The sequence below is a fragment of the Niveispirillum sp. SYP-B3756 genome, from assembly GCF_009495745.1.
Classification (GTDB): domain Bacteria; phylum Pseudomonadota; class Alphaproteobacteria; order Azospirillales; family Azospirillaceae; genus Niveispirillum.
Genome location: NZ_WIDQ01000007.1, coordinates 190,690 through 216,901, shown reverse-complemented (window position 1 = coordinate 216,901; position 26,212 = coordinate 190,690). Strand labels below are relative to the sequence as shown.

Annotated in this window: 26 protein-coding genes; 15 read left to right on the top strand and 11 right to left on the bottom strand. The window is 63.9% G+C overall.

All coding sequences use genetic code 11. The features are described 5' to 3' along the window. Positions 1–64 precede the first annotated feature (64 nt). Together GE253_RS16085 and GE253_RS16080 are read left to right on the top strand one after the other, a co-directional pair. Positions 65–1,543 carry an NAD(P)/FAD-dependent oxidoreductase gene (locus tag GE253_RS16085; RefSeq protein ID WP_153205165.1) on the top strand — a complete coding sequence of 493 codons (1,479 nt, stop codon included), beginning with the start codon at positions 65–67 and terminating at the stop codon, positions 1,541–1,543. A 106-nt stretch (positions 1,544–1,649) separates the two neighbouring features. Next, a complete protein-coding gene (locus GE253_RS16080) occupies positions 1,650–3,938 on the top strand; it encodes a TonB-dependent receptor (RefSeq protein WP_153205164.1) in 2,289 nt (762 codons plus the stop codon). A 49-nt stretch (positions 3,939–3,987) separates the two neighbouring features. Here the strand turns inward: GE253_RS16080 and GE253_RS16075 are convergent, their stop codons facing one another. Continuing rightward, a complete protein-coding gene (locus GE253_RS16075) occupies positions 3,988–4,647 on the bottom strand; it encodes a superoxide dismutase (RefSeq protein ID WP_247878698.1) in 660 nt (219 codons plus the stop codon). A gap of 216 nt (positions 4,648–4,863) precedes the next feature. Between GE253_RS16075 and GE253_RS16070 the strand changes: the two genes are divergently transcribed. Further along, on the top strand, positions 4,864–5,418 hold the full coding sequence (locus GE253_RS16070) for a pseudouridine synthase (RefSeq protein WP_153205163.1): 555 nt from the start codon (positions 4,864–4,866) through the stop codon (positions 5,416–5,418). Between the two features lie 3 nt (positions 5,419–5,421). On the opposite strand, the gene GE253_RS16065 is transcribed toward GE253_RS16070, so the two are convergent. From GE253_RS16065 to GE253_RS16045, 5 genes are all read right to left on the bottom strand, one after another. After that, complete coding sequence (locus GE253_RS16065; RefSeq protein WP_153205162.1) at positions 5,422–5,628, bottom strand: hypothetical protein; 207 nt, start codon at positions 5,626–5,628, stop codon at positions 5,422–5,424. A 59-nt stretch (positions 5,629–5,687) separates the two neighbouring features. Further along, positions 5,688–7,103, bottom strand: a complete 1,416-nt coding sequence (locus GE253_RS16060) for an NAD(P)(+) transhydrogenase (Re/Si-specific) subunit beta (RefSeq protein ID WP_153205161.1) — start codon at positions 7,101–7,103, stop codon at positions 5,688–5,690. Between the two features lie 12 nt (positions 7,104–7,115). Then, positions 7,116–7,550 carry an NAD(P) transhydrogenase subunit alpha gene (locus tag GE253_RS16055; RefSeq protein WP_153205160.1) on the bottom strand — a complete coding sequence of 145 codons (435 nt, stop codon included), beginning with the start codon at positions 7,548–7,550 and terminating at the stop codon, positions 7,116–7,118. Between the two features lie 14 nt (positions 7,551–7,564). Continuing rightward, the gene (locus GE253_RS16050) at positions 7,565–8,722 is read right to left on the bottom strand and encodes a Re/Si-specific NAD(P)(+) transhydrogenase subunit alpha (RefSeq protein WP_153205159.1); all 1,158 of its coding nucleotides are present in this window, start codon (positions 8,720–8,722) and stop codon (positions 7,565–7,567) included. 97 nt (positions 8,723–8,819) lie between these two features. After that, the gene (locus GE253_RS16045; RefSeq protein WP_153205158.1) at positions 8,820–9,047 is read right to left on the bottom strand and encodes a hypothetical protein; all 228 of its coding nucleotides are present in this window, start codon (positions 9,045–9,047) and stop codon (positions 8,820–8,822) included. A gap of 140 nt (positions 9,048–9,187) precedes the next feature. Between GE253_RS16045 and GE253_RS16040 the strand changes: the two genes are divergently transcribed. Continuing rightward, positions 9,188–9,400, top strand: a complete 213-nt coding sequence (locus tag GE253_RS16040) for a hypothetical protein (RefSeq protein WP_089286046.1) — start codon at positions 9,188–9,190, stop codon at positions 9,398–9,400. Between the two features lie 81 nt (positions 9,401–9,481). Further along, complete coding sequence (locus GE253_RS16035; protein WP_153205157.1) at positions 9,482–10,456, top strand: NADPH:quinone oxidoreductase family protein; 975 nt, start codon at positions 9,482–9,484, stop codon at positions 10,454–10,456. Positions 10,457–10,526: 70 nt separating this feature from the next. Here GE253_RS16035 and GE253_RS16030 read toward each other — a convergent pair whose 3' ends face one another. Continuing rightward, a complete protein-coding gene (locus GE253_RS16030) occupies positions 10,527–11,816 on the bottom strand; it encodes an ammonium transporter (protein ID WP_211101487.1) in 1,290 nt (429 codons plus the stop codon). A 518-nt stretch (positions 11,817–12,334) separates the two neighbouring features. On the opposite strand from GE253_RS16030, the gene glgC reads away from it, so the two are divergent. From glgC to glgA, 3 genes are all read left to right on the top strand, one after another. Then, entirely contained in the window at positions 12,335–13,621 is a 1,287-nt protein-coding gene (gene glgC / locus GE253_RS16025; RefSeq protein WP_348770878.1) for a glucose-1-phosphate adenylyltransferase, read from the top strand. 61 nt (positions 13,622–13,682) lie between these two features. Further along, on the top strand, positions 13,683–14,525 hold the full coding sequence (gene map, locus GE253_RS16020) for a type I methionyl aminopeptidase (RefSeq protein WP_247878688.1): 843 nt from the start codon (positions 13,683–13,685) through the stop codon (positions 14,523–14,525). Positions 14,526–14,558: 33 nt separating this feature from the next. Beyond that, entirely contained in the window at positions 14,559–16,052 is a 1,494-nt protein-coding gene (gene glgA, locus GE253_RS16015; RefSeq protein ID WP_153205154.1) for a glycogen synthase GlgA, read from the top strand. 121 nt (positions 16,053–16,173) lie between these two features. Here the strand turns inward: glgA and GE253_RS16010 are convergent, their stop codons facing one another. Continuing rightward, positions 16,174–16,419, bottom strand: a complete 246-nt coding sequence (locus GE253_RS16010; protein ID WP_089286041.1) for a hypothetical protein — start codon at positions 16,417–16,419, stop codon at positions 16,174–16,176. 171 nt (positions 16,420–16,590) lie between these two features. Between GE253_RS16010 and GE253_RS16005 the strand changes: the two genes are divergently transcribed. Both GE253_RS16005 and GE253_RS16000 read left to right on the top strand, forming a co-directional pair. After that, positions 16,591–17,022: a thioesterase family protein gene (locus GE253_RS16005; RefSeq protein WP_173012672.1), complete on the top strand. Its 432-nt coding sequence runs from the start codon at positions 16,591–16,593 to the stop codon at positions 17,020–17,022. Between the two features lie 28 nt (positions 17,023–17,050). Further along, positions 17,051–18,400, top strand: coding sequence for a class I SAM-dependent RNA methyltransferase (locus tag GE253_RS16000; RefSeq protein ID WP_153205152.1), 1,350 nt, complete (start codon positions 17,051–17,053; stop codon positions 18,398–18,400). Between the two features lie 16 nt (positions 18,401–18,416). Here GE253_RS16000 and GE253_RS15995 read toward each other — a convergent pair whose 3' ends face one another. From GE253_RS15995 to GE253_RS15985, 3 genes are read right to left on the bottom strand one after another with little or no spacing between them, the layout of a single operon-like run. Then, on the bottom strand, positions 18,417–19,991 hold the full coding sequence (locus tag GE253_RS15995) for a HAMP domain-containing sensor histidine kinase (RefSeq protein WP_153205151.1): 1,575 nt from the start codon (positions 19,989–19,991) through the stop codon (positions 18,417–18,419). A gap of 6 nt (positions 19,992–19,997) precedes the next feature. Then, on the bottom strand, positions 19,998–20,906 hold the full coding sequence (locus GE253_RS15990; RefSeq protein ID WP_348770875.1) for a response regulator transcription factor: 909 nt from the start codon (positions 20,904–20,906) through the stop codon (positions 19,998–20,000). Beyond that, the gene (locus GE253_RS15985) at positions 20,818–21,432 is read right to left on the bottom strand and encodes a hypothetical protein (protein ID WP_153205150.1); all 615 of its coding nucleotides are present in this window, start codon (positions 21,430–21,432) and stop codon (positions 20,818–20,820) included. Before GE253_RS15985 ends, GE253_RS15990 begins: the two co-directional genes overlap by 89 nt. A 622-nt stretch (positions 21,433–22,054) precedes the next feature. Between GE253_RS15985 and GE253_RS15980 the strand changes: the two genes are divergently transcribed. The 5 genes from GE253_RS15980 to sufB all read left to right on the top strand — a co-directional run bounded on the left by GE253_RS15980 (position 22,055) and on the right by sufB (position 26,162). Then, the gene (locus GE253_RS15980; protein ID WP_153205149.1) at positions 22,055–22,612 is read left to right on the top strand and encodes a hypothetical protein; all 558 of its coding nucleotides are present in this window, start codon (positions 22,055–22,057) and stop codon (positions 22,610–22,612) included. Further along, complete coding sequence (locus GE253_RS15975) at positions 22,609–23,022, top strand: phage holin family protein (RefSeq protein ID WP_153205148.1); 414 nt, start codon at positions 22,609–22,611, stop codon at positions 23,020–23,022. Before GE253_RS15980 ends, GE253_RS15975 begins: the two co-directional genes overlap by 4 nt. A gap of 27 nt (positions 23,023–23,049) precedes the next feature. After that, positions 23,050–23,982 (top strand): YtxH domain-containing protein, encoded by a 933-nt coding sequence (locus tag GE253_RS15970; protein WP_153205147.1) that lies wholly within the window; start codon positions 23,050–23,052, stop codon positions 23,980–23,982. A gap of 207 nt (positions 23,983–24,189) precedes the next feature. Next, entirely contained in the window at positions 24,190–24,645 is a 456-nt protein-coding gene (locus tag GE253_RS15965) for an SUF system Fe-S cluster assembly regulator (protein WP_153205146.1), read from the top strand. 35 nt (positions 24,646–24,680) lie between these two features. Further along, positions 24,681–26,162 carry a Fe-S cluster assembly protein SufB gene (sufB, locus tag GE253_RS15960; RefSeq protein WP_153205145.1) on the top strand — a complete coding sequence of 494 codons (1,482 nt, stop codon included), beginning with the start codon at positions 24,681–24,683 and terminating at the stop codon, positions 26,160–26,162. Positions 26,163–26,212 lie beyond the last annotated feature (50 nt).

The following is a 26,212-nucleotide window of genomic DNA, read 5'->3' as shown; positions in this document are numbered from 1 at the left end:
TGAATGAATTCACGCCGAAGCTTCTGATCAATAAAGAAACAATCCCGGATCAGAGGCTGACATCATGTTCACAAGACGCGGATTCCTCGCCGCCACGGCAGCGCTTTCCCTGGCGCCCCGGGTCGCCTTTGCGGAGGAACAGGCCGATATCATCATCATCGGGGCCGGCCTTTCCGGCATGAATGCCGCGCTGATTCTGCGCGAACAAGGCCTACGCCCCATCGTGCTGGAAGCGGGCGCCCAAGTGGGCGGCCGGGTGCGCACCCACCAGACGGCCGATGGGCCCATTGATGTCGGGGCCAGCCAGATCGGCCGTTCCTATGCCCGCGTGCTGGATGCCTGCTGGCGCTACAAGCTGAAACTGATCCCGGAAGACCGCGACCTGCTGACCTTCGGCACCCATTACAAGGGGAACTGGATCGATGCGGCAAGCTGGGAGAGCAACCCGCTGAACCAATGCGTCGGCGAGGAACGCAAGATCGCGCCCATGATGATGGGCTCCCGTCTGGTGGGGAAATATAACCCGCTTAAGGAGTTGGATGATTGGCTGAACCCCGCCTTCGCCGATCAGGATATCAGCCTGCGCACCCTGTTGCAGCGCCATGGCCACAGCGCGCAGGCCATTGAACTGGCCGCCCTGTCGGCCCCCGGCATCAGCATTGATGATACCTCCGTGCTGCGCATGTGGCAGGAGGAAACGCGCGGCGCGCTGGACCGGAAGTTCGGCGGCCCGGCCAGCGGGCAGGAAGCCACCAAACTGCACCCGTTCGGCGAACAGCATCGCCGCGATCTGGTCAATGGCCTGACCTCCACCTCCAATATCGATGGGGGCTGTCACCTGCTGCCGGCCGCCATGGCCGCTGATCTGGGCGATGCGGTGCGGCTGAACAAGCAGGTGACCGCCATTGACCTGACGGACACATCCGCCAGCGTGCGCTGTGCCGATGGCAGCCGTTACAAGGCCCGCTTCATCATCTCCGCCGTCCCCTTCACGCTGCTGCGCAACGTGGCCATTTCCGGCGCCCCCGGCGGGGCGGCGGCCAAGGCCATTGCCCAGATGCCCTATGCCAATACGGCCCGGCTTTACATGCATGTGGAACCGTTCTGGCTGGAGGATGGGTTGCCCCCCTCCTTCAACAGTGACGGGCCGCTGGGCATGTTCTGGGCCATCGATAACCACAAGGGCACCGGCACCCACCGCGCCATGATCGTGATGGTGGGCCAGCGCGCCGCCGCGATCAGCCAGCGCGACCCCGATCAGGTGGTGCCCTTCCTGGTGGAGGAGCTGGCCCGCCTGCGCCCCGCCTCGGCCGGCAAGGCGAAGGTGGCGACCTATAAGGACTGGGCCCGCGACCCGCTGCAACGGGGCTGCGGCTTCAGCCTCGCCCCCGGCCAGATCAACAGTTTCGCGCGCGAGATGAACCAGCCCTGGCAGGTGATGCATTTCGCCGGCGAACACACACGCCGCAGCGATTTCGGCATGGAATCGGCCATGGAAAGCGGCGAACGCGCCGCCCTGGAAGTGCTGACCCGCGCCGGGTGAGGTGCCGGGGCACAGGAGCAGCAACCGGTGCCACGGGGATGGGAACCCCGGCAGCGGTCCTTTGAAAACAAAACCAACCATCAATCAGGAACAGGTAGGGGATAATATGGGACACGCAAAGAAACTCGCCATCGGCACGGCCGCCATGATGCTGTGCGGCAGCCCGGCTTTGGCCCAGCAGGGCCAGGGGGACGATCTGCTGCTGGAAGAGATCGTGGTGACGGCCCGGCTGCGCAGCGAAACGCTGCAAGATGTGCCGCTCTCCATCTCCGCCGTGACGGCAAAGGAGATTGAGCGGGCCGGCATCACCGATATGAGCAGCCTGGCCGGCGCCACCGCCGGGTTGCAGATCGACACCACCGGCGGCAAGACCACCACCACCCCGGTGGTGCGCGGCCTGTCGCAGGTCTCCCGCTCCGATGACGAAAACAACGTCCCCGTCTTCATCGATGGCGTTTATGTCTCCGGCCGCGACGGCATTGATGGCAGCCTGCTGGATGTGGAACGGATCGAGGTGGTGAAGGGCCCGCAAAGCGCGCTCTATGGCCGCAACTCCTATGCCGGCTCCATCAATTACATCACCAAAAAGCCGACCGACACGCCGTCCGGCAGTGCCGCTGTCACCGTGGGTGATGATAACCGTTTCACCGCCAAGGGCTCCCTCTCCGGCCCGCTGGTGGCGGAAAAGCTGTTCGCCCGGCTGGCCGCCGCCTATGACCAGTGGGACGGTTCCTACGGCGACAGCGACCTGAAGATCGGCGGCTATAAATCGCGCTTTGCCTCTGGCGGGCTGCGGCTGGTGCTGGACAGCGGGTTTGAGGCCAATGCCAATATTTATTATTCCAATGATGATATCGGCCCCGCCCCGCAGATCATCTTTGCCGGCAATTGCCAGCGTATCGCCGGGGCGCTGGGGGCCTGGTGCGGTGCCTATCCCGGCGTGAAAGACCCGGATTTCAGCGGCTATGACCGCCGTGCCAAGGGGACGGAGCGGGAAACCATGCGTTCCAGCCTGACCCTGACCCAGGATCTGGACGCCGTGCGCCTTTCCTCCATCACCGGCTATAACCGGCTGGATACGCGCAGCTATACCGACCTCGACCGGCAATATAAGGGCGTGCCCTTCAGCTATACGCTGGCTGGCCAGACCGGCACGGTGAACCTGACAGCGCTGCAGGGCTCCGGCGGCAACAGCTATGATGTCTCGCAGGAATTCCGGGTGGAATCCCGCGATGACGGGCCGTTCCAGTGGATTGTCGGCGCTTCCTATTACGGTTACCGGCTGAACACCGACTCGCCCTATGCCATCGACACCAGTCCGGTGCCGGCCGGCGCGCGGCTGACCTCCGCCGGGGCCATTGCCCTGGCGGCCGGGTTGAAGAACATCCCCGACGCCACCCTGCAGGACAGTTTCTTCAGCGCCTATTTCAGCCGCAACCGCAAGGAAACGGCGGCCTATGCCGCCTTTGGCGCCGTGCAGTACACCTTTGTCGAGGCGCTGACGGCCCGGGCCGAACTGCGCCATACGGATGAGACCAAGACGCTGTTCCAATATGGGGCGACCACCACCAAGGTGGACAAGAGCTTCAAATATCTGACCCCGCGCTTCACGCTGGACTACAAGGCGGATGATAATCTGCTGTTCTATGCCTCAGCGGCGCGCGGGGCCAAGGCCGGCGGCTTCAACGCCACGGCCCCAACGGCCGACGAACTGCCATTTGATCCGGAATTCAACTGGACCTATGAGGTGGGCGTGAAAAGCGACCTGCTGGACCGCAAGCTGCGCCTGAACCTTTCCGTCTTTGATGTGGAGATGGAGGGCATTCAGATCACCAACCCGTCCGCCACCTCCCCCACCATCTTCCTGACCAAGAATGCCGGCACCGGGCGCAGCCGGGGCTTTGAGCTGGAAGTGACGGCCAAACCGGTGGAGGGGCTGACGCTGCAGGGTTCCTATGCCTATGCCGACTCACATTTCGTCAATGCCAAGGATGGCTCGCTGCGCTCCTATCCCAGCTTTGTCAGCAATTACGATGTCTCTGGCAACCCGCTGCCGCGTCAGGCCAAGCATCTGGCCAATGCCAGCATCCAGTATGAAACGCCGCTGACAGAAGCGCTGGATGGCTATATCCGCACCGATATCCAGTATAATTCAAAGAAGAACGGCTTCACCACGCCCGACCTGGGCTATGTCAAGGGTCGCACGCTGGTGAATGCCAAGGTGGGCCTGATTTATGATCAGGTGGAGGCATCCTTCTGGGTGCGCAACCTGTTCAACAATGACACGCCGGTGCTGGCGCAATCCGCCCTGATCCTGAACACACTGGGCCGCCAGCCGGTGGTCCTGCTGCCCGACCTGCGCAGCTTTGGGGTGACGGTCAGTTACAAGTTCTGATGATCGGGCGGGCGGCTGGCCTTGAGCGGAAGCCGCCCGCCCTTTTCCCTCAAATCAACTCCCCACGGCGGATGGCGGCATAGCGGTCATTCACCGCCTGCCAGTTCACCACATTCCACCAGGCCGCCAGGTAATCCGCCCGGCGGTTCTGGTATTTCAGGTAATAGGCGTGTTCCCACACGTCATTGCCCATCAGCACCGCCTTGCCGTCCATCACCGGCGTATCCTGGTTGGGGCGGGCGACGATCTCCAGCTTGCCGGCTTTGTCGGCGGTGACGAACACCCAGCCGGAGCCGAACTGCTTGGTACCGGCCGCGTTGAACGTCTTTTTGAAATCCTCAAACCCGCCCAGATCGCGGGTGATGGCCTCGGCCACGGCACCCGTGGGCGCACCGCCGGCCTTGGGGCCCATGATGGACCAGAACATGGCATGGTTGGCATGGCCACCGCCATTGTTGCGGATGGCGCTGCGCACCCCTTCGGGCACCTCCGGCAGGCGGCGCAGCAGTTCCGGCAGGGTCAGGCTGGCCAGTTGGCTATGCTCCGACAGGGCCTTGTTCAGGTTGGTGACATAGGCCTGATGGTGCTTGTCATGGTGCAGCGACATGGTTTGCGCATCAATATGCGGTTCCAGCGCTTCCGGCGCATAGGGCAAGGGCGGCAGGGAGACGGGGCCGCCCGTGGCCTGGGCAAAGGCCACACGCGGCATCGCCCCGCCGGCGGCGGCCAGCGCCAAACCGGCGGCACCGGCCAGCATCATTTCCCGGCGGCCCGGTTCCAGACCCATCCGCTTCACATCGGCATTCATCATCAACCTCTTCGTCCGGTGAACAAGATTAAGGTGGCGTCGGGGGCCGCCAGCTCCCACTATCACACGCGCTGGGGTTCTCCCCGGCAACTTTGTGGCTATTCAGGAAACTGGCAGATGGGACGCGTTGTCCTGCTCAACAAGCCCTATGATGTGATGTGCCAGTTCACCGATGAGGGAACCGGTCACAAAACGCTGGCAGAATTCATCAAGGAGCCCGGCATCTATCCCGCCGGGCGGCTGGACCGCGACAGCGAAGGGCTGGTGGCGCTGACCGATGATGGCGCGCTGATCGCCCGCGTCAGCCAGCCGCGCCATAAATGGCCGAAAACCTATCTGGTGCAGGTGGATGGCGCGGTGACGGAAGAGGCTTTGGCGCAATTGCGCGGCGGGCTGGACCTGAAGGACGGCCCCACCCTGCCGGCCGAGGCCCGCGCCGTGCCGGAGCCCGACTGGCTGTGGCCGCGCGACCCGCCGGTGCGATTCCGCAAATCCATCCCCACCAGTTGGGTTGAAATCGTGCTGCGCGAAGGGCGCAACCGACAGGTCCGCCGGATGACCGCCGCCGTGGGCTTCCCCACCCTGCGCCTGATCCGCATCGGTATCGGCGACTGGCGGCTGGATGGGCTGGCACCGGGGGAATGGCGGGTGGCACCACCCCAGTCCCGATAAAAATCAGCCGAAGATGGCCTTATGGAATTGCGGCAATTGCGGCCCGATATGTTCGGGCCTGTAGCCCTTCACGTCGGTCAAATAGGTCTCCAACGACATCTCCCCCCGACGGACACGCGCACGCATCTCCTCTTCCAGCACCTCGCGGGAGAGGGTAAGCCGCACCATCAAAGGGGTCGGCGCATCGGAGTTACGGGCATTCACGCCCATGATCAGAGCCTCTGTATCAAACAAAAAGGGCCGGTCAATCGACCGGCCCCCGTCACAGATCAATGCCCGCCGCCTGACAGCGCCTTGACGATTTCTTCCGTCATCTTCTTGGCGTCGCCCAGCAGCATCATGGTGTTGGGGCGGAAGAACAGCTCGTTCTCCACGCCGGCATAACCGGCCCCCATCGACCGCTTGATGAACAGCACCGTCTTGGCCTTTTCCACATCCAGGATGGGCATCCCATAGATGGGGCTGGACGTGTCGGTCTTGGCCGCCGGGTTGGTCACGTCATTGGCACCAATGACATAGGCCACGTCCGCCTGACCGAAATCACGGTTGATCTCGTCCAGTTCGAACACCTCGTCATAGGGCACATTGGCTTCGGCCAGCAGCACATTCATATGGCCGGGCATACGGCCGGCCACGGGATGGATGGCGTACTTCACCTCCACCCCTTCCTTCTTCAGCAGATCACCCATTTCACGCAGCGCGTGCTGGGCCTGGGCCACCGCCATGCCGTAACCCGGCACGATGATGACCTTGGCAGCGTTCTTCATGATGAAGGCCGCATCATCCGCCGAACCGGCCTTGAAGGAACGATCCACCGCCGCACCGCCCGCCGGGCCGGCCGCAGCGGCATCGCCGCCAAAGCCACCCAGGATGACGTTGAAGATGGACCGGTTCATGCCCTTGCACATGATGTAGGACAGGATGGCACCCGAGGCACCGACCAGCGATCCGGTGATGATCAGCAGCGGGTTCTGCAGCGTGAAGCCGATACCCGCCGCCGCCCAGCCGGAATAGCTGTTCAGCATGGAAACGACCACCGGCATGTCCGCCCCGCCGATCGGCAGGATCAGCAGCAGGCCCAGCGCCAGCGCCACGGCAACGATCAGCCAGAAGATCACCGGGCTCTGCGTGATGCAGAGCAGAATGATCAGCAGCAGGGTGGCAATGCCCAGACCGGCATTCAGCATATGCTGACCGCTGAACTGCAACGGCTTGCCCGAGACCAGCCCCTGCAGCTTGGCGAACGCCACCAGGGAGCCGGTAAAGGTAATGGCACCGATGGCCACCCCCAGGCTCATTTCAATCAGGGAGCCGACATGAATGTCGCCCGGCTCCCCGATATTGAAGCTCTCCGGCGAGAAGAAGGCGGCGGCAGCCACGAACACGGCGGCCAGACCGACCAGGGAGTGGAAGGCCGCCACAAGCTGCGGCAGCTCCGTCATCTGGATGCGCTTGGCGATGATATAGCCAATGCCGCCGCCGATGGCCAAACCGGCCACGATCAGCAGCCAAGCCAGCCCGCCAATATCAGGGGTGACCACCAGGGTGGTGACGATGGCAATGGCCATGCCGACCATGCCGAACCGGTTGCCGGATTGCGCCGTGGCCGGGCTGGACAGCCCGCGCAGCGCCATGATGAAACAGACCGCCGCCGCCAGATAGGCGAGCGAAGCAACGATAACCATGAATCGCCCTCCTTACTTGGCGTTGCCGCCGGCAGCCGGCGTCTTTTTCTTGTACATGGCCAGCATCCGCTGGGTGACCAGGAAGCCGCCGAAAATATTCACGGCAGCCAGGATGGTGGCCAGGAACCCGAAGAGCATCGACCAGCCGGAGATCGCAGACCCGGTGGCGATGAGCGCGCCGACAATGATGACGGAGGAAACGGCATTGGTGACGGCCATCAGCGGCGAATGCAGGGCCGGCGTCACCCGCCACACCACGTAATAGCCCACGAAACAGGCCAGTACGAAAATGGTGAGCCCGGTGACGATGAAGGGCGGGCCGGCGGCCATGGCGGCATGGGTGGCCACGGAGGCGGCCTGATTGGCCAGCTCAGCGGCGTTATCGGCCAGGGCCTTGGCCTGGTTGGCCAGTTCCGCCGCGTTCTGGGCGTGCTGTTGCGGATCCATATTATCCCTCCCGATCAGGCGGCGGCCGGCTTGAAGGCGGAATGGACGATGGTGCCGTCACGGGTCAGGCCCGTGCCCTTCACCACCTCATCCTCCCAGTTCAGCTTCAGGGTCTTCGTCTCCTTATCGACGAAGGGGGTGATGAAATTCAGCAGGTTCTTGGCGTAAAGCGCCGAGGCATCCACGGCGATGCGGCCGGGCATATTGATGCGGCCGACAATCTTCACGCCATATTTCTCCACCACCTCACCGGCGACGGAACCTTCGACATTGCCACCCTGCTCGCAGGCCAGATCCACCAGGATCGCCCCCTGCTTCATGGTCTTCAGCATCTCGTCGGTCACCAGCACCGGGGCCTTACGGCCGGGAATCAGGGCTGTGGTGATGACGATATCCTGCTTCTTGATCGTCTCCGCGATCAGGGCCGCCTGCTTGGCCTTATATTCCGGGGACATTTCCTTGGCATAGCCGCCGGCGGTCTGCGCCTGCTGGAATTCCTCATCCATCACGGCAACGAAGGTGCCGCCCAGGCTTTCCACCTGTTCCTTGGTGGCCGGACGCACGTCGGTGGCCGACACCACGGCACCCAGACGCTTGGCCGTGGCGATGGCCTGCAAGCCGGCCACGCCGGCCCCCATCACCAGGGCACGGGCCGGCGGCACAGTGCCGGCGGCGGTCATCATCATCGGGAAGGCGCGACCGAACTCGTTCGCCGCCTCAATCACCGCGCGGTAACCGGCCAGGTTGGACTGCGACGACAGGATATCCATGCTCTGCGCGCGGGTGATGCGCGGCATGAATTCCATGGCGAAAGCATCGACCTTGGCATTGGCATAGGCGGTCACCGATTCCGGCGCGCCATAGGGGGACAGGCCGGCAATCAGGATGGCACCGGGCTTCAGCAGCGCCAGCTCATCCACCTCACCCTCACCGGCGGTCAGGGGGCGCTGCACCTTCAGCACGATATCAGCACCGGTCAGGGTGGCGGCGACGTCCGGGACGATCTTGGCACCAGCCAGAGCAAAAGCGTCATCCGTGATGGCGGAGCCAAGGCCGGCGCCGGTTTCCACCACCACCTCAAACCCCAGCCCGATATATTTGCGCACCGTTTCCGGCGTGGCCGCAACGCGCAATTCATGCGCACGGCGTTCCTTCGGTATGGCGATCTTCATTGCGATCCGATTCCCCCTCTGGCTTCAGTGACGCCCGGCTTGGCCGGAACCCCGGAGGCGGTTGGCCCGCCTGCGACATGATCGGTCCCGGCCGGATTTATTTTGCATCGGCACGATGCCTGATCCGGTAATCTTTGTGAAGCTTCGCGGGATGCCCACGCAGTTTCACATTGGCAGAATGGCAGGGCCAAAATGCCCATACCAAAAAGGGTTGCACCAGCAGGCAAGTGTCACCGTGGACAGAAAGCCCGATCAAAAAACAAGGAATTACGCCAAATTTCACTGTTCCACCGGTGTCATAGGTAATTTTGTTGCCGAAAAACATCTACTACCTTCGACCTGCCCGCTATGCGCCCATGTGGAACCGGCCCCGCGTCCTGCTGGTTGCTGCAACGGCGAAGGCTGGACCAGAGGGGGCTTTCCAGCGCAGATTGGGCCGCAGGAACCGACAAAGGTGATCAGAGCATGAGTGACGCGACCAACACGGAAAAGCACCCGGTGGCCGAGGCCGCCCGCAGCCTGTTCAAGGAACTGACCGATGCCGGCAAACCTGTGGTGGGCACCGGCATGGGCGAAGGCCGCATCTATCTGCGGGTGGCCGGCCCCGACCATGGCGCACCGGCGGAATATCGCGGTTACCCGGTGGTGGTACTAACGGATGAGGGCATCAAGCGCTGAAAACAACCTTCCCTTGACGGGTCGATATATCCGCCGCACCCTCAAACATGTGTTTAAATATAAGCATGGGAGAGGAAACGGATGCGCGCGCTGTTGTGCAAGGAATTTGGGCCGCCCTCGCGGCTGGCCATTGAGCCGGTTGCCCCGCTGCCCCTGGGGCCGGGGCAGGTGCGGATCGCCGTTCATGCGGCGGCGATGAACTTCGCCGACACGCTGATGATCGAGGGGAAGTACCAGGAAAAGCCGCCCTTCCCCTTCACCCCCGGCCTGGAATGCGCCGGTGAGGTGGTGGAGGTGGCGGCCGATGTGACCCATCTGCTGCCCGGCCAGCGGGTCATGGCGCTGGCCGCCCACGGGGCCTTTCGCAGCGACACGGTGGCCGATGCCAGCCTCACCCTGCCCTTGCCCGAGGGTATGGATTTTCCCAGTGCTGCCGCCTTCCCCGTCGCCTATGGCACCTCGCATCTGGCGCTGACGGTGCGGGCCAGGCTGAAAGCGGGGGAAACCCTGCTGGTGCTGGGAGCAGCCGGCGGCGTGGGGCTGACGGCGGTGGAAATCGGCAAGGCATTGGGCGCACGGGTGATCGCCGCTGCCTCATCGGACGAAAAACTGGCCCTGGCCAAGGCGCATGGTGCCGACGAGCTGGTGAATTACGCCACCGATGATCTGCGCGCGCGGATCAAGGAGTTGGCGCCCAAGGGCGTGGATGTCGTTTATGACCCGGTGGGCGGCGATCTGTTTGACGCCGCCCTGCGCTGCCTGGGCTGGGGCGGTCGCATCGTCACCATCGGTTATGCGTCCGGGCGCATTCCCCAGGTGCCCACCAATATCCTGCTGGTGAAGAACTGCGCCGTGCTGGGCCTGTTCTGGGGTGCCTATCGCCATCATGACCGCACCACCCTGACCGACAGCCTGCGCGATCTGCTGGCAATGTGGGCGGAGGGAAAGCTGCACCCGCATGTCAGCCACCTGCTGCCGCTGGAACAGTATGAAACGGCCTTTGCCCTGTTATCGGGCCGGCAATCAACCGGCAAGGTGGTGATGACGGTGGGCTAAAAAAGACAACCGCCGCACCGGTTGCCCGGTGCGGCGGTCAAACGCAGCCCGTATTAAGGACCGGCCTTACTTACTGGATGGATTCGCCATGCAGGGCGATATCCAGACCGTCACGCTCGGCATCTTCGTCCACCCGCAGACCGATGGTGAACTTGATGGCGTACAGGATGACGGCGGAGGCGACACCAGACCAAACCAGGGTGATCAGGACGCTGTAAATCTGGGTCCAGACCTGACCGATATTGCCTTCCAGGGCACCGGCAGTGCCACCGATGGCGGCTTTGGCGAATACACCGGTCAGCACCGCGCCGACGATACCACCCACGCCATGCACACCCCAGACATCCAGGCTGTCATCATATTTCAGCGCGTGCTTCAAGGTAGTGGAAGCGAAGTAGCAGAGGACGCCGGCGGCCAGGCCGATACCCAGGGCGCCGTCAACACCGACGAAGCCGGCGGCGGGCGTGATGGCAACCAGACCGGCAACAGCACCGGAGATGATGCCCAGGATGGAGGGCTTGCCCTTCACACCCCATTCCACAAACATCCAGGCCAGGGCGGCGGTGGCGGCGGCAACTTGGGTCACCAGCATGGCCATACCCGCACGACCATCAGCGGCCACGGCGGAACCGGCATTGAAGCCGAACCAGCCAACCCACAGCATGGAAGCGCCAATCAGCGACAGCACCAGATTGTGCGGCTTCATGTCAGAGGTGCCATAGCCCTTGCGCTTGCCCAGCACGATACAGGCGACCAAGCCAGCAATACCGGCATTGATATGCACGACGGTACCGCCGGCATAATCCAGCACGCCGTCACCCATCAGGAAGCCACCGCCCCACACCCAGTGGGTGACCGGGGAGTAAACGATCAGCGACCACAGCACGGCGAAAACCAGCAGGGCCGAGAACTTCATCCGGTCGGCAAAGGCACCGGTGAACAGGGCCGGGGTGATGATGGCAAACGTCATCTGGAAGGTGATGAACACCGATTCCGGAATGGTGCCACTCAGGCTGCCCACTTCCAAACCGGCCAGGAAGGCGCGGCTGAGGTCGCCGATATAGAGATTGCCGGTACCAAAAGCCAGGCTGAACCCAACAACGACCCAAAGCACGGACATCACGCAGCAGATGGCGAAGGACTGCATCACCATCGCCAGGACATTGGGCTTGCGCACCATGCCGCCATAGAACAGCGCCAGACCCGGAATGGTCATGAACAGGACCAAGGCCGTGGAGGTCAGCATCCAAGCGGTGTTACCGCTGTCCAGGGTCGGGGTCGGTGCCGCGTCCTGAGCGAGGGCCACGCCTGGCATCATCGCCACGCACGCCGCGAGAAGGAGTTTATTCAAACGATTCATGTGGCTCCCCATTCTTGTGGGCACGGGGCCGACCGGCCGCCGCACACGCCGTCCGCACTCTATTCAAAGTCCGTGCCGTGTCTGGAAGCGGCGGAATCCCTTGCGCACTACCCCGGATGAATCGGCCTCAGCCTAGCAGAGAACCGCCTGAAAAGCTCCCATTTGCACAAAAAATAGGCCATTTTTCTTGTCACAAAAGCGGCGGAAACCCCTTGTTTTCTGCCGAACCGTCCCCAATCGGCATCGGATTGGACGATTGATTCACCGCCAACAATTATCACTGCCTAATTTATGGGCAGAAAATAGGGTGATTTAGATCATTGCCCAGCCATGCCCGCTGGGGATGACATATTGCCGAAGCCATGCAACCGACCATGGAAGACGGAACCGATCTGTGCCAGCATCCGTTCCGGTTCATGTTTCCGTCTCATCAAACCTTCCATGGGGCAGATGCGGCGGGCCGGAACCATGCGCTTGTAACGAGAGGCGTGTATCAGGGGGGAGAGGATCAAAAAATGATCGATAATCAGACAGAACAACGCCTCGACCAGGAACTGCGGCAGGCACCACGCAATGCGCTGGCCCTGGTGCTGGCCGGCGGCCGTGGCAGCCGGTTGAAACAGCTGACCGATCGCCGGGCCAAGCCGGCGGTGCATTTCGGCGGCAAGTTCCGCATCATTGATTTCGCGCTGTCCAACTGCATCAATTCCGGCTTCCGTCGCATTTCCGTGCTGACCCAATACAAGTCCCATTCCCTGCTGCGGCATCTGCAGCGCGGCTGGAACTTCCTGCGCGGGGAAATCGGCGAATTCATCGATCTGCTGCCGGCGCAGCAGCGCATTGATGAAACCAGCTGGTATCAGGGTACGGCCGACGCCGTGTTCCAGAATCTGGACATCCTGCGCAGCCATGAGGCCGAATGGGTGCTGATCCTGGCCGGCGACCATATTTACAAGATGGATTACGCCAACATGCTGGCCAGCCATATCCGCACCGGAGCGGATGTGACGGTGGGCTGCATTGAGGTGCCGCGCGCGCAGGCCAGCGGCTTTGGCGTGATGGCGATTGACGAGAGCAACCGCATCACCAGCTTCCTGGAAAAGCCGGCCGACCCGCCGCCCATGCCCGGCAAGCCCGACGTGGCGCTGGCCAGCATGGGTATCTATATCTTCAACGCCGAATTCCTTTATGAGCATCTGGAACGCGATGCCGGTGAGCAGACATCCTCGCGCGATTTCGGCAAGGACATCATCCCCTATCTGATCGACAAGGCCAAGGTGATGGCCCACCATTTCAGCGAAAGCTGTGTGCGCAACCGCGCCCAGCCGGGGGAGGCCTATTGGCGCGATGTCGGCACGGTGGACGCTTATTGGGAAGCCAATCTGGACCTCTGCCACGTCTCCCCGTCGCTGGATATCTATGATCCCAGCTGGCCGATCTTCACCTATCAGGAACAATTGCCACCGGCCAAATTCGTCTTTGATGATGATGACCGGCGCGGCATGGCGGTGGACAGCATGGTGTCGGCCGGCTGCATCCTGTCCGGTTCCGTCGTCCGCCGTTCCCTGTTATTCAACAAGGTACGCATCCATTCCTATTGCGAGCTGAACGACGCGGTGATCCTGCCGGAGGTGGAAATCAACCGGAATGTACGACTGACCAAGGTGGTGGTGGATCGCGGCTGCGTCATCCCCGCCGGCCTGGTGGTGGGGGAGAATGCGGAGGAGGATGCACGCCGCTTCTATCGCAGCGAACAGGGTGTGGTATTGATTACCCAAGCCATGCTGAAAAAGCTGGAAAGCTGACCAGGGCGGGCGGTGCCGGCGATAAGGCAGGCACCGTCCCCTGGCACGGGGGAGGGCTGTCATGAAGACCTATGCGGGCAATTTCGTGCTGGACCCGATGGGCCGGCGGGTTCCCCTGCATGGGGAAGAGGGCTTTGCCGCCATGCGCGCGGCGGGCCGCATCGCTGCCGCCTGCCTGGACCATCTCACCCCCTATGTACAGCCGGGCGTCAGCACCGGGGCGCTGGACCGTATCGCCGATACGTTCATGCGGGACCATGGGGCCATTCCCGCCACGCTGGGCTATCACGGCTATCCCAAATCCTGCTGCATCTCCCCCAACCATGTCGTCAACCATGGCGTGCCGGATGATAAGGTGCTGCTGAAGGATGGCGATATCGTCAATATCGACGTCACGGCCATTCTGGACGGCTGGTATGGCGATACCAGCCGCATGTATCTGGTGGGAACGGTCAACCCGCGCGCCGCCCATCTGGTGCGCACCACCTATGATGCCACCATGGCCGGCATCGCAGAGGTGGCGCCGGGCAAACATCTGGGTGATGTCGGCCATGTCATTGACCGCATGGCCCGCGCCGTGGGCTATTCCAGCGTGCGCGATTATGTGGGGCACGGCATCGGCCGGGTGTTCCATGATGCGCCGGATGTGATGCATTGGGGCAAGCCGGGACGCGGCATGAAGCTGGTGCCCGGCATGATCTTCACCGTGGAACCGATGCTCAACCAGGGCGGCCCCGGCCTGCGCCAGTTGGATGATGGCTGGACCAACGTCACCCGCGACCTGTCCCTTTCCGCCCAGTTCGAACATACGGTGGGGGTGACGGCGAACGGGGTGGAAATTTTCACCCTGTCGCCGGGCGGGCTTGATCGCCCGGTGGGGGCGATCAAGCCGTTATCCCGATAACGCAACCCCGTTTCACAGGCTCTCGGAATCATCATGCGCGTTCTTTTCGTCACGTCGGAATGTCTGCCCTATGTGAAGACCGGGGGTCTGGGGGATGTGGCCGGGGCCTTGCCCGCCGCCCTGCGGGCCGAAGGGGCAGATGTCCGGCTGCTGCTGCCGGGCTACCCCGGCGTGCTGGAAAAGCTGGAAAATGTGAAGCCGCTGCGTGATCTGCGCGGGATGCCGGGCCTCACCTCCCAGGCGCCGGCCCGGCTGCTGTCGGGGCGCGGGGTGGATGGCAGCACGGTCTATGCCCTGGACGTCCCCTCCTTCTTCGGACGCAAGGGCAACCCCTATCTGGGGCCGGACGGCAAGGATTGGAGCGATAATCACCTGCGCTTCGCCGCCTTGGGCCGCGCGGCAGCACTGATCGGGCTGGATGGCGACGGCGGGCGGGGCCGGGCCGGCTGGAAGCCCGAGGTAGTACATGGGCATGATTGGCAGGCGGGGTTGGCCGCCGCCTATCTGCGCCATCCGCTCTGGCCCTTTGGTGATGCCAAGCGCCCCGGCACCGTCTTCACCATCCACAACATGGCTTTCCAGGGCCTGTACCCGCCCGACCTGCTGCCCACACTGGGCATCCCCTGGGACAGCTACACGCCCAACGGGCTGGAATTCCATTCCCAGCTCAGCTTCCTGAAGGCCGGGCTGGTCTATTCCGACCGGCTCACCACCGTCAGCCCCACCTATGCCACCGAGATCCAGGGGGAAACCATGGGGTTCGGGCTGGACGGGCTGTTGCGCGCCCGGGCCGCCGCCCTGGAGGGCATCCTGAACGGCATCGATACCGATGCCTGGGACAGCCGGCGCGACCCACAACTGGTCAGCCCCTATGATGCCGACCAGTTGGAGGCGAAAATCCCCAACAAGGCGGAATTGCAGCGGATTTTCGGGCTGGCGCCTGACCTGCACGCTCCCCTTTTCGGCATTGTCAGCCGCCTGACCGACCAAAAGGGCATCGATCTGGTGGTCGATGCCCTGCCCTATCTGGTGGAAAGGGGCGCGCAACTGGTGGTGCTGGGCACCGGCAGTGCGGCGCTGGAACAGGCCCTGGCCGGGGCCGCCCGCCGCTTCCCCGGCCGGGTGGGGCTGGTGCTGGGCTATGATGAGGCATTGTCGCACCGGCTGCAGGCCGGGGTGGATGTGCTGATGGTGCCGTCACGGTTTGAGCCCTGCGGCCTGACGCAGATGTATGCCCTGCGCTATGGCAGCCTGCCGCTGGTGGCCCATGTCGGCGGGCTGGCCGATACGGTGACGGATGTGACGGAGGACAGCCTGGCCGCCGGCACGGCCACCGGCTTCACCTTCGCCCCCGTCACCGTGGCGGCCATGCTGCCCGCCATCGACCGGGCGCTGACCCTGTACCACCGCAGCGACCTGTGGCGGCAGGTGCAGCGCAACGCCATGGGGCGCGATGTCTCCTGGCAGGCCTCGGCCCGCAATTATGTGGCCACGTACAAGGCTGCGATGGAGGAGGCGGGGCAGTAAGCCCTGATAACAAAACGCCCCGCCGAAAATATCGGCGGGGCGTCACAGCGCGCGTCATCAACACCCTGACGGGTGTGCATAACGCCTGTCGTTCGGCCTTGCGGCCGTTGTCCTTCGAGGATTACTCCTCGTCACCTTCCTCGGCGTCGGCTTCGATCTGGTCGGCCAGATCGCGCAACATGTCGGCCACGTCTTCGTGGCTGGTCTCTTCAACGGCCTGGTTCACCGCCGCTTCGATCATGGCAATCGCCACATAGCCGGAAAGCGCGCCACCTTCCTTCATGGCCGCTTCAAGATGCTTCTCGGCCAGGTCGAGCGCCTTGTCGAAGAGCTGCTCGGCGGCGCTGGTGTTGGTCGGTTCGGACATGGATGGACCCCTTCCGGGATTAGAGATTACCGGTAAGCCCCCTTCTAACATCCTTTGCCGCGTCCTGCTTGCCGAAATGTGGGTCACCACCTATGCCCAGGCGGGGCACGCCCCCCGACGTAAGCGGGCTTGACCGGGACGATGCCTGCCTCTATGCGCGGTGATATGGATATGATCGATCTGAACCTGTTGCGCGACCCGGCCCGCTTCCGGCACTGGGTACAGGACCATGTGCGCTTTGGCGACCTGGACCCGCTGGGCCATGCCAACAATAATGCCATCAATATCATCATGGAAAATGGCCGCGTCTGTCTGACCGAGCGGTTGGAAATCCGTCCGCTGTTGCCGGATGGGCTGATGGTGATCAAAACCACCCGGACCGAATTCAACGCGGAGGTGCATCGCCCCGCCCGGCTGGATATTGGTGTCGGCATCGGAACGGTCGGCACCAGCTCCTTCAGCATCCTGGCCGGTCTTTTCGTAAACGGAACGAATGCGGCCACGCATGAGGCGTGGATGGTGCTGATCGACCGGCAGACCCGCCGGCCCACCCCGCTGCCGCCAGAGGCCCGCGCCATCCTGGCCAACAACATCATTCTATAATTTCGACCTCGGAACGAAAGTCACCGCCATGGCCGCCCCCCGCCGGCATAGCAACAAGCCCCGCCCCAGCCACCGCCCGCCCGCCAAGGTGCGGCAGGAACCGCCCACCCATGGCCCGGTAGAGGTGACCATCACCCGTGTCGGCGGGCGGGGTGACGGGCTGGCGGAATGGCAGGGCCACCGGCTTTATGTGCCGCAGACGCTGGCCGGCGACCGGCTGATGGTGAAGTTCGGCGAAGCCCGCGCCGATGGCTGGGAAGGCGTGCCGGTCAGCCTGCTGGAGGAGGCACCGGGCCGGACCGATCCGGCCTGCCAGCATTTCGGCAGTTGCGGCGGCTGTGCCGCCCAGCACATGGATGAGGCAACCTATACCGCCTGGAAGCTGGAAATGCTGACCAGCATCCTGGGCCGGGCAGGCCTGCTGGGCGAGGGGGTGACCCTGCACCCGATGGCGCGCACAGGCCAGGGCGGGCGGCGCCGGGCCAGCCTGGTGGCGGCCCAGCGCGGCCGGCGGACCTGGCTGGGCTTTAACGAAGCGCATTCGCACAAGCTGGTTGATCTGGCCGAATGCGCCGTGCTGGCCCCGCCGCTGGTGGCGCTGCTGAACCCGCTGCGCGCGGTGTTGAGCCAGATTCTGGCCGACGGACAGCAGATTGATGTCTCCCTGACCCTGCTGGATGACGGGGTGGATATGGTGCTGGAGGGGCTGCCGGAACCCGATCTGCGGGTGCTGGAAACCCTGGCCGCCTTCGCCGAGACCGCCGATCTGGCCCGGCTGTGCTGGCGGCCCAAGGAAGGGCGACCGGCGGAACCCATCGCCATGCGCCGTCGGGGCAGCATCACCTTCGGCCCCGTCTCCCAATCCCCCGCGCCTGGCAGCTTTTTGCAGGCGAGCCTCGCCGGGGAGTCCGCCATCATCGCCGCCGCCCTGACCGGGATCGGGCCGGCGAAAGAGGTGGCCGACCTGTTCGCCGGCAGTGGCACACTGACCTTTCCGTTATCGCAACAAGCCCGCGTTCATGCGGTGGAGGACGATGGCGATGCGGTGGCATCGCTGCAGGCCGGGGCCCGCATCCGCCCGCCGGGACAGGTGACGGTGGAACGGCGTGACCTGTTCCGCGACCCGTTGCCGCCCTATGACCTCAACCGTTTCGAAGCCGTTCTGTTCGATCCGCCGCGCGCCGGTGCCCAGGCCCAGGCAGCCGAACTGGCGAAATCGACGGTACCGGTGCTGATTGCCGTGTCCTGCAACCCCGCCACCTTCACCCGCGACGCAGCCCTGCTGGTGGAGGGCGGCTATCGGCTGACGGATATCTGGCCGGTGGACCAGTTCCTCTGGTCCTCGCATCTGGAGCTGGTGGGGCGGTTCGAGCGGTGAGCGGGGATAAAGCCTGCTAACCCGCCAAAACCGGCAGGGTGATCCGCATGGACAGCCCACCGCCGGCCCGGTTCATGGCTTCCACCTTGCCGCCCACGGCTTCCACATTGCGGCGCACGATCCACAGCCCGATGCCATAATGCGGCATCGGGTCGACGGGACCGGAATCGGGCGGCCGCTGGGAGAAATAGCGCTCGAATATCCGGTCCAGGCTGGATGGCTCCACGCCCGGCCCTTCATCCTCCACGCAGAATTCCGCCTGTTTGGCGCGGCGGCGCAGGGTGACGCGCAGCACCCCGCCGCTGGGGGAGAAGGACAGCGCATTGTCGATGATATTTTCGATCACCGTTTCCAGCAGATCTTCCCCCGCCCGCACGGCGATATCCGGGTCAACCCGCGTCAGCAGTTCAACCCCGCGTTCCTCCACCAACCCGCGATAGCCCTTCAGCACCCGCTCCAGCAGGGCGGACAGGTCTACCCGCTGGCGCGGCGGTTCCAGCAGGTCGGCTGCCGTCTCGTCCATCCGCCGGGCGAAGGAGACGAGGCCATCCAGCTTTTCCACCGATCCTTCGATCATATCCAAGGCCCGGCGCCCGCGCGGTTCCGTCGTCGGTACCAGCTTTTTCAGCGGTTCCAGCGACTGGCGGATGACGGCAATGGGGGTCTTGAAGGCATGGGCATTATCCTCCGCCGCGCGGCGGAGATTGCTGGCGCTGCTATGCAGGGTGGCGACCAGCCGGTCGAAATCCTCCGCCACCGGGGCCAGCTCGGGCACCGTGTTCTGGTCGGCGAAACTGCCGGCGGGGCCGCTTTTCTGTACGATATCGCGGGCCAGATCACCGAACCGACGCAGGTTGCGCCACACCTCCACCAGCAGCAGCATCACCAGGGCCGCCATGGCGAGATAGATCAGGGACGCCACCTGCACTTCCGGGTTCTGCCAATAGGGCCGGCCAGCCCCAGCCCCCAGATAGGCCGCCGCCCGATGGGAGGTGATGACGGCCCAGCAACCCATGGGCGTGCGCACCGGCGTGATGGAGGTCAGCAACTCCACCCCCCCACTGCCCTGCGATACCGGGATGGCCAGCGGATAATTGCCAGCGCAACTGCCGGCCAGCTTGTCCAGCACCCCCTGTTCGATCAGCCGATCCCTTTCAAGGTCCAGCAGATCGGTGGGGATGGCCGGTGCGGCGGCAACATAAAAGAAGCCCTCCGCCCCAGATGGCGGCACCGGCACGGCATTCCCGGCTGAGGCAATGGTTGGCCTCAGCGTCGGGCTGAGCAGCAGGCGAACCGATGTATTGCTGTCGGCATAGGGGGCCAGCCGTTCCCCCAGCCCCGTCAGGCCACGTTTGTCCAGCCCGGCCAGCAGCGGTTCCAGAGCGCGGGCCACCAATTGGCCCTGTTGCTGGGCACTGCGCAGCAGCAGGGACTGTTTCTCGGCATCGGCACCACGGAACTGCTCATAGATCAGCAGCGGTACGGCCAGGAAAACCAGCAGCACCAGCACCAGCCTTGTCGCCAGCGACCGCCAGAGCCAACGGCCCCGCCCACCGGGCTTTTTACGGGCAAAGGGGGTTGCCGTCGCCATCGGTTGTTACCCCACCGCCGGGACCGTCATCGCCTCGCCGGTCAGTTCCGCCGGATGGCGATCCGACCAGCGATAGCCAAAGCCGGGATAATTGCCGATCTCATCGAAATGCGGGTCGGCAGCACGGAACTTGTGGCGGATGCGCTTGATGAAGGCGCGCACATTGGCCCGGTAACCGGCGGGGCCGTAGCCGGCGACGAAATCCTTGCCATGCACCAGATCATAAAGATCACGGTAAGAGACATCCTCCCCCGCGCGGGTCGCCATCAGCTTAACGATGTTGAACTCGGTCAGGGTCAGGTCAATCCGCTGGCCGGCCCAGAAGGCGCGGGCCACATCCAGGCGCAGTTCCAGCGGCCCGCGCCGGAACATCTGGCCGCCCGCCCCGCCATGATCGGCCCCGTTTGCGGCGGAAGCCTCTTCGGGCAGCGGCTTGCGTCCCTGCACGATCAGTTGCATCCGCTTCAGCAGGATGGGCAGGGAACGGGATTTTTCGACAAAATCCACCGCCCCGCCGCCCAGCGCCGTCTCCTCATAAATCTGGTCGGACAGCACGGTCAGGAAAATGACCGGGATATCGATATTGCGGGCGCGCAGCTGGCGCAGGGTTTCAATCCCGTCCATGCGGGGCATCCGCCAATCCAGCAGGATCAGGTCAGCGGTGCCGCCATTGCTGAAATAATCCAGCGCCGTATGGCCCCGGTCGAAGGGCATCACCTCATAGCCTTCATCGGCCAGGTTCAGGCCTAAGCTTTCGCGGAACAGGTCATCATCATCCACCAGGGCCACACGGGCGATGGGGTTTTCCGTCTGCATGATGGCACCGTCACGGCTGGCTGGCCGCGCGCCCGTCGGGGCTGCCGGCTGCGGACTTGAAGCGAGCTTGGAGCCAGTCACGGCATTGCTGATCGACATCGGGGCCTACTCCCGTGCTGTTGAGATCGTAAGAGAGGGTGCGGAAGCTGCGGCTGGTCATTTCCATGAACAGGTGCAGCCGCAGAACGCAGCGCCCCTCCGCGTAATGAAGCGTGCGCGACGGCGGGCTTTCCTCCACCCGGCCCGGCTGGCCCAAGGCCGCTTCAGCCTGTTCCTCCGACAGGCCGATCAGCCGATCGGGGTTGAAGGCGGGGCGGGCGGGCTCCGGTTGCAGAACAACCGGCGGGGCGGGCGGCAGGGCCGCCACCTGCGGCGCGCTGTCGGGAACCACCGGCGCGGGCTTGGCCGCCGGCTTGCTGGCCGGTGGTTTCGGTTTCACCTTGGGCACCGGGGTGGCGGGAACCAGCGGCTGCGGTGCTGTGGCGGCGACCGGGGCCGATGGGCTGGGTTTCGGGGTGGGGTCTGGCTTCGGCGTAGCGCAGGCAGACAGCAGCAGGGCCAGCAGCGCCACCGGCAGGGCCTGCCCCGTTCCCTTGTCTCTGCCCCTCCAGGCCAAGCCCGACATGATCTGCCCTTTCCATCCGTCCCGTCAGCAAGGCGGCCATCCGGCCGGCGCGCGACAAAGCTGTAACAACCGGAACCGCAAAACGGTTCATCGCGCCGCGAAACGGCAACGCCATGGTTCAGCTAAGACGAAAAAATGGCAGGGGTGGGGGAACGGGCCGGGGCGATGGTGGTAGCGCTTTTCCGCTTCTACTGCCGACGGGGTAAAAGACACCGTACCGCCGCCAGCCCCGGATATGAAAACGGCGGGGCGCCTGGAATTGACGCACCCGCCGCTTTCATCTTGTACGGCCTGTCGGCCTCAGCCGGATGGGCGCAAACCTTCGTAACCCGCATCAGCGCGGTGGCTTCGCCACATAACGATCCGACCGAATGTCCGGCCAGCCACGGTAACCCCGTGTCCGGTCGGTCTGTTGGCGGGAACGGCCATCGAAACCGCCCCGTCATGAAGAAATGGTGCGCCCCTGCCGGACGTTGGTCAACCCGGTCAGGCACATGGCGCGGCGCGGAAGCGTCCCGCCTGCCACATGGCTGGGACGGACAGCCCCCAGGGAACATCAGGGGGAGGCCCAAGCGTTCTTATCCCATGCACGTTGCAGAACAACCATGGTGAGGAGGACCAGATGCCTGACCAGACGAATCCCTTTGGCGAAAAAAATTCCGCCGAGTTGGGCGAGCAGGTGAAGGAAGTCGGTGCCAAGATGGTGGATGCCGCGCGGGAGAAGGTGCGCAGCGGCTTTGAAAAGCAGCAGCGCCGCGCCGCAGACGAAATCTCCGGCGTGGCCGGCGCCCTGCGCGATGCCGCCGACCGGTTGCGCGCCGAGGATCATGGCGGCACCGCCCATTATGTGAAGGCCGCCGCCGACCAGGCCGCAAAGCTTGCTGGGCAGGTACGTGATCGGGGGCTGGAAGATCTGGTGGCAAAAGCCGAAGGCCTGGCACGCCGCCAGCCGGAGCTGTTCGTCGGTGGGGCACTGTTGGCCGGCGTGGCCCTGGGCCGCTTCCTGAAGGCCAGCAGCAATCGCCGCCGCATGGCCGGCGATATCAATCTGGCTACCCGACCCCGTCCAGCCGCCCCGCCGGCAGAGCCGACGCCCGATGCGGGCGAGGCGCAAACAAATGTCAGCTTTGATTATGCCGCCGCAACCACCATCCCATCCGGCACACGGTCCATCCCATGACCCCGGAAGCGCCGGAAACCCCCACCCCGGAAGATAGGCCCCTGACCAGCCTGCTGGCCGACCTGGCCGGCAGCATGACCGCCCTTGTCACCAAGGAAGTGGAACTGGCCAAGGCCGAGTTGATGGAAAAGGCAGCATATGCCGGGCGTGGTGCCGGGCAAATCCTGTGCGGCGGAGCCTTCGCCTTTTGCGGCCTGCTGCTGTTGCTGGCGGCGGCCACGCTGGGTCTGGCCCATGTCATCGCCCCCTGGGCGGCGGCTTTGGTGGTCGGGGGGGCGGTGATCCTGCTGGGGTTGGTGTTGGTAATGGCGGGGCGGGCGAAGCTGAAGGCGCTGACCCTGCAACCCCGCCGCACCCTGAACAATCTGCGCGCTGACGCGCGCGAGGTGGCAGACGCGGTGACCCGCTGAGCCCCCCGAAATCCCAAGGAGATGAGCATGACTTATGGCAGCACCAATGGCGGCAACGGCAGCAGCTACAGCGGCACCGTCCGTTCCTCTACCCAGGCGCAAACGGATACGGATTCGTTGAACTATGCCGATCCGCTGGCCAGCTATGGCAGCACGCATGATGATCTGGCGGAAGAGCATGGCAGCACCGCCCCGTTGAACGGTCACGGCATCGGCACGATGTTGTCTGAAAACAAGATCGCCCTGGGCCTGATCGGTGCCGGTATTGGCTGGCTGCTCTTCTCCGCTGCCCGCAAGACAGAGGCCTATGATCGCGCCACCCATTGGGCAGACGAACATACCGCCCAGGTGCGGGAACGGTTGCGCCGCCAATATCGTGACCTGTCGCACCGGGTTGAGGAAGGCCTGCACGAGGCCGGCCACCGGATCGACGAAACGACGCATGATCTTTCCGACAAGGCTGCCGCATTGCGGGCACGTGCCAAGCGCAAGCTGACCCGGATGCGCCATTCCCGCCAGTTGCACGAATTGGGGCAGCGCTACGCCAGCTACGGCGATAGCGCCTATGGCTTCGATTACGAGGATGATGCGGAAGGCAACCGCCGTTACCACCGCATTGTCGCCGAAAGTGAAGCCATGGCCCAGCGCGCCCGCCGCCGGGCTGCCCGCATCAACCGCAGCTTCTGGGATCTGGTGGATGAACATCCGCTGTCCGCCGGCTTGGCGGGTCTGGCGGTAGGGGCGGCCATCGGTGCCTGCCTGCCGGCCACCCGCCGGGAGGATGAGATGATGGGCAAATACCGCGACGATCTGCTAGAGGAAGCCCTGGCCAAGGGCCGCCGCACAGCAGAGAAGGTCGCCACCGTTGCCAAGGAGGCCGCCCATGCCGGTGCCGATGAGGCCACTCGTAAAGCGGATGCGGTGGCCGAAGAACAGGGACTGAAGGCGGGGGCCATGTAACGACCACGCCTTCCCCTTCCTTCCTCCCTCCCTACCGAGGGGCAGCCAGATCCGGCTGCCCCTTTTTGTATCCGCGCCGCCCGCCTTTCGGCCCATGCATGTCACCTGTGACAACAGCTTGAAGCGCGATGCTTGACTATCGCCGGCTGGCGGCTCACTTAATCAGTACTAGATTGGTACTGAATTGAGAAGGAGTCGCAACAACCCATGCTGAGGCTCAGCAAAATGACGGATTATGCCGTGGTCGTCCTGGCCACGCTGGCGCATACCGATGGTGCGCTGCATACCGCCACGTCGCTGGCCGACCGCACGGGCTTGCCGATGCCGACGGTCCAGAAGCTGTTGAAGCTGCTGGCGCGCGGCGACCTTCTGCAATCCCATCGCGGGGCCACGGGCGGCTATACGCTGGCCAAGGCCCCCACCGCCATCAATGTGGTGCATATCATTGAGGCGATCGAGGGTCCGATCGCCTTGACCGATTGTGTGGATGGCGGCAGCGGGTCGTGCGGGGTGCTCAGCCTCTGCGCCCGCAAGAGCGCGTGGGACAAGGTGAACAGCGCGGTCCGCCGCGCACTTCAGGATGTGACGCTGGCCGATATGGCCGCACCGTCCACGATTGACTTCATCCACGCCCCGGCCCCGCCGGCGGCGCTGGCCGGTTGATCGGGAACGGCATCGTTTAGGGGAGCTTTCAGGCCATGGCCGCCACCGAACAGACCATCGAACAGGTCCGCAATCTGGCGGAAGCGAAGTACAAGTACGGCTTCTTCACGGATATTGAGGCGGAAACCGCGCCCAAGGGCCTGTCTGAGGAAATCGTCCGCTTCATCTCCGCCAAGAAGGGGGAGCCGGAGTGGCTGCTGGAATGGCGGCTGAAGGCCTATCGCCACTGGCTGACGATGGAAGAGCCGGATTGGGCCAAGCTGCACTATCCGCCCATCGACTATCAGGACAGCTATTACTACTCAGCGCCCAAGACGACGCCCGGCCCGAAATCGCTGGATGAGGTCGATCCTGAGCTGTTGAAGACCTATGAAAAGCTGGGCATCCCGCTGAAGGAACAGGCCATCCTGGCCGGTGTCGAAGGCGCTGGCGACAGCCCCTCCATCGCCGTGGATGCCGTGTTCGATTCGGTGTCGGTGGCCACCACCTTCAAGAAGAAGCTGGAAGAGAAGGGCATCATCTTCTGTTCCATCAGCGAGGCGGTGCAGAACCATCCGGAACTGGTGCGCCAGTATCTGGGCTCCGTCGTGCCCTATTCGGATAATTACTTCGCCACGCTGAACTGCGCCGTCTTCACCGATGGCAGCTTCGTTTATATCCCCAAGGGCGTGCGCAGCCCGATGGAACTGTCCACCTATTTCCGCATCAATGCGAAGAATACGGGGCAGTTCGAGCGCACGCTGATCATTGCCGACGAAGGTTCCTACGTCAGCTACCTGGAAGGCTGCACCGCCCCGCAGCGGGACGAGAACCAGTTGCACGCCGCCGTAGTGGAACTGGTGGCGCTGGATGACGCCACCATCAAGTACTCAACGGTGCAGAACTGGTATCCGGGCGACGAGAATGGCAAGGGTGGCATCTATAATTTCGTCACCAAGCGCGCCGCCTGCAGGGGCCGTAATTCCAAGGTGAGCTGGACCCAGGTGGAAACCGGGTCGGCCATCACCTGGAAATATCCAAGCTGCATTCTGCAGGGTGATAATTCGGTGGGCGAGTTCTATTCGGTCGCCATCACCAACAATATGCAGCAGGCCGATACCGGAACGAAGATGATCCATATCGGGAAGAACACCCGGTCCACGATCATCTCCAAGGGCATTTCGGCCGGCAAGGCGCAGAACACCTATCGCGGCCTGGTCCGCATTCTGCCCAAGGCCCAGAACGCCCGCAACTTCACCCAATGCGACAGCCTGCTGATCGGCGATAAATGCGGGGCCCATACCGTGCCCTACATCGAAAGCAAGAACCGCACGGCGCGGGTGGAGCATGAGGCGACGACGGCCAAGATCAGCGAAGACCAGCTCTTCTATTGCCGCTCCCGCGGGTTGAAGGAAGAAGACGCGGTCGGGCTGATCGTAAACGGCTTCTGCAAGGAAGTGCTGAAGGAACTGCCGATGGAATTCGCCGTGGAGGCGCAGAAGCTGGTGGCGATCAGTTTGGAGGGGAGTGTGGGGTGATGGGGGGAGAGAGGCGTTGCCGTTTTCGCTCCTCTTCCGTCATCCGCCCC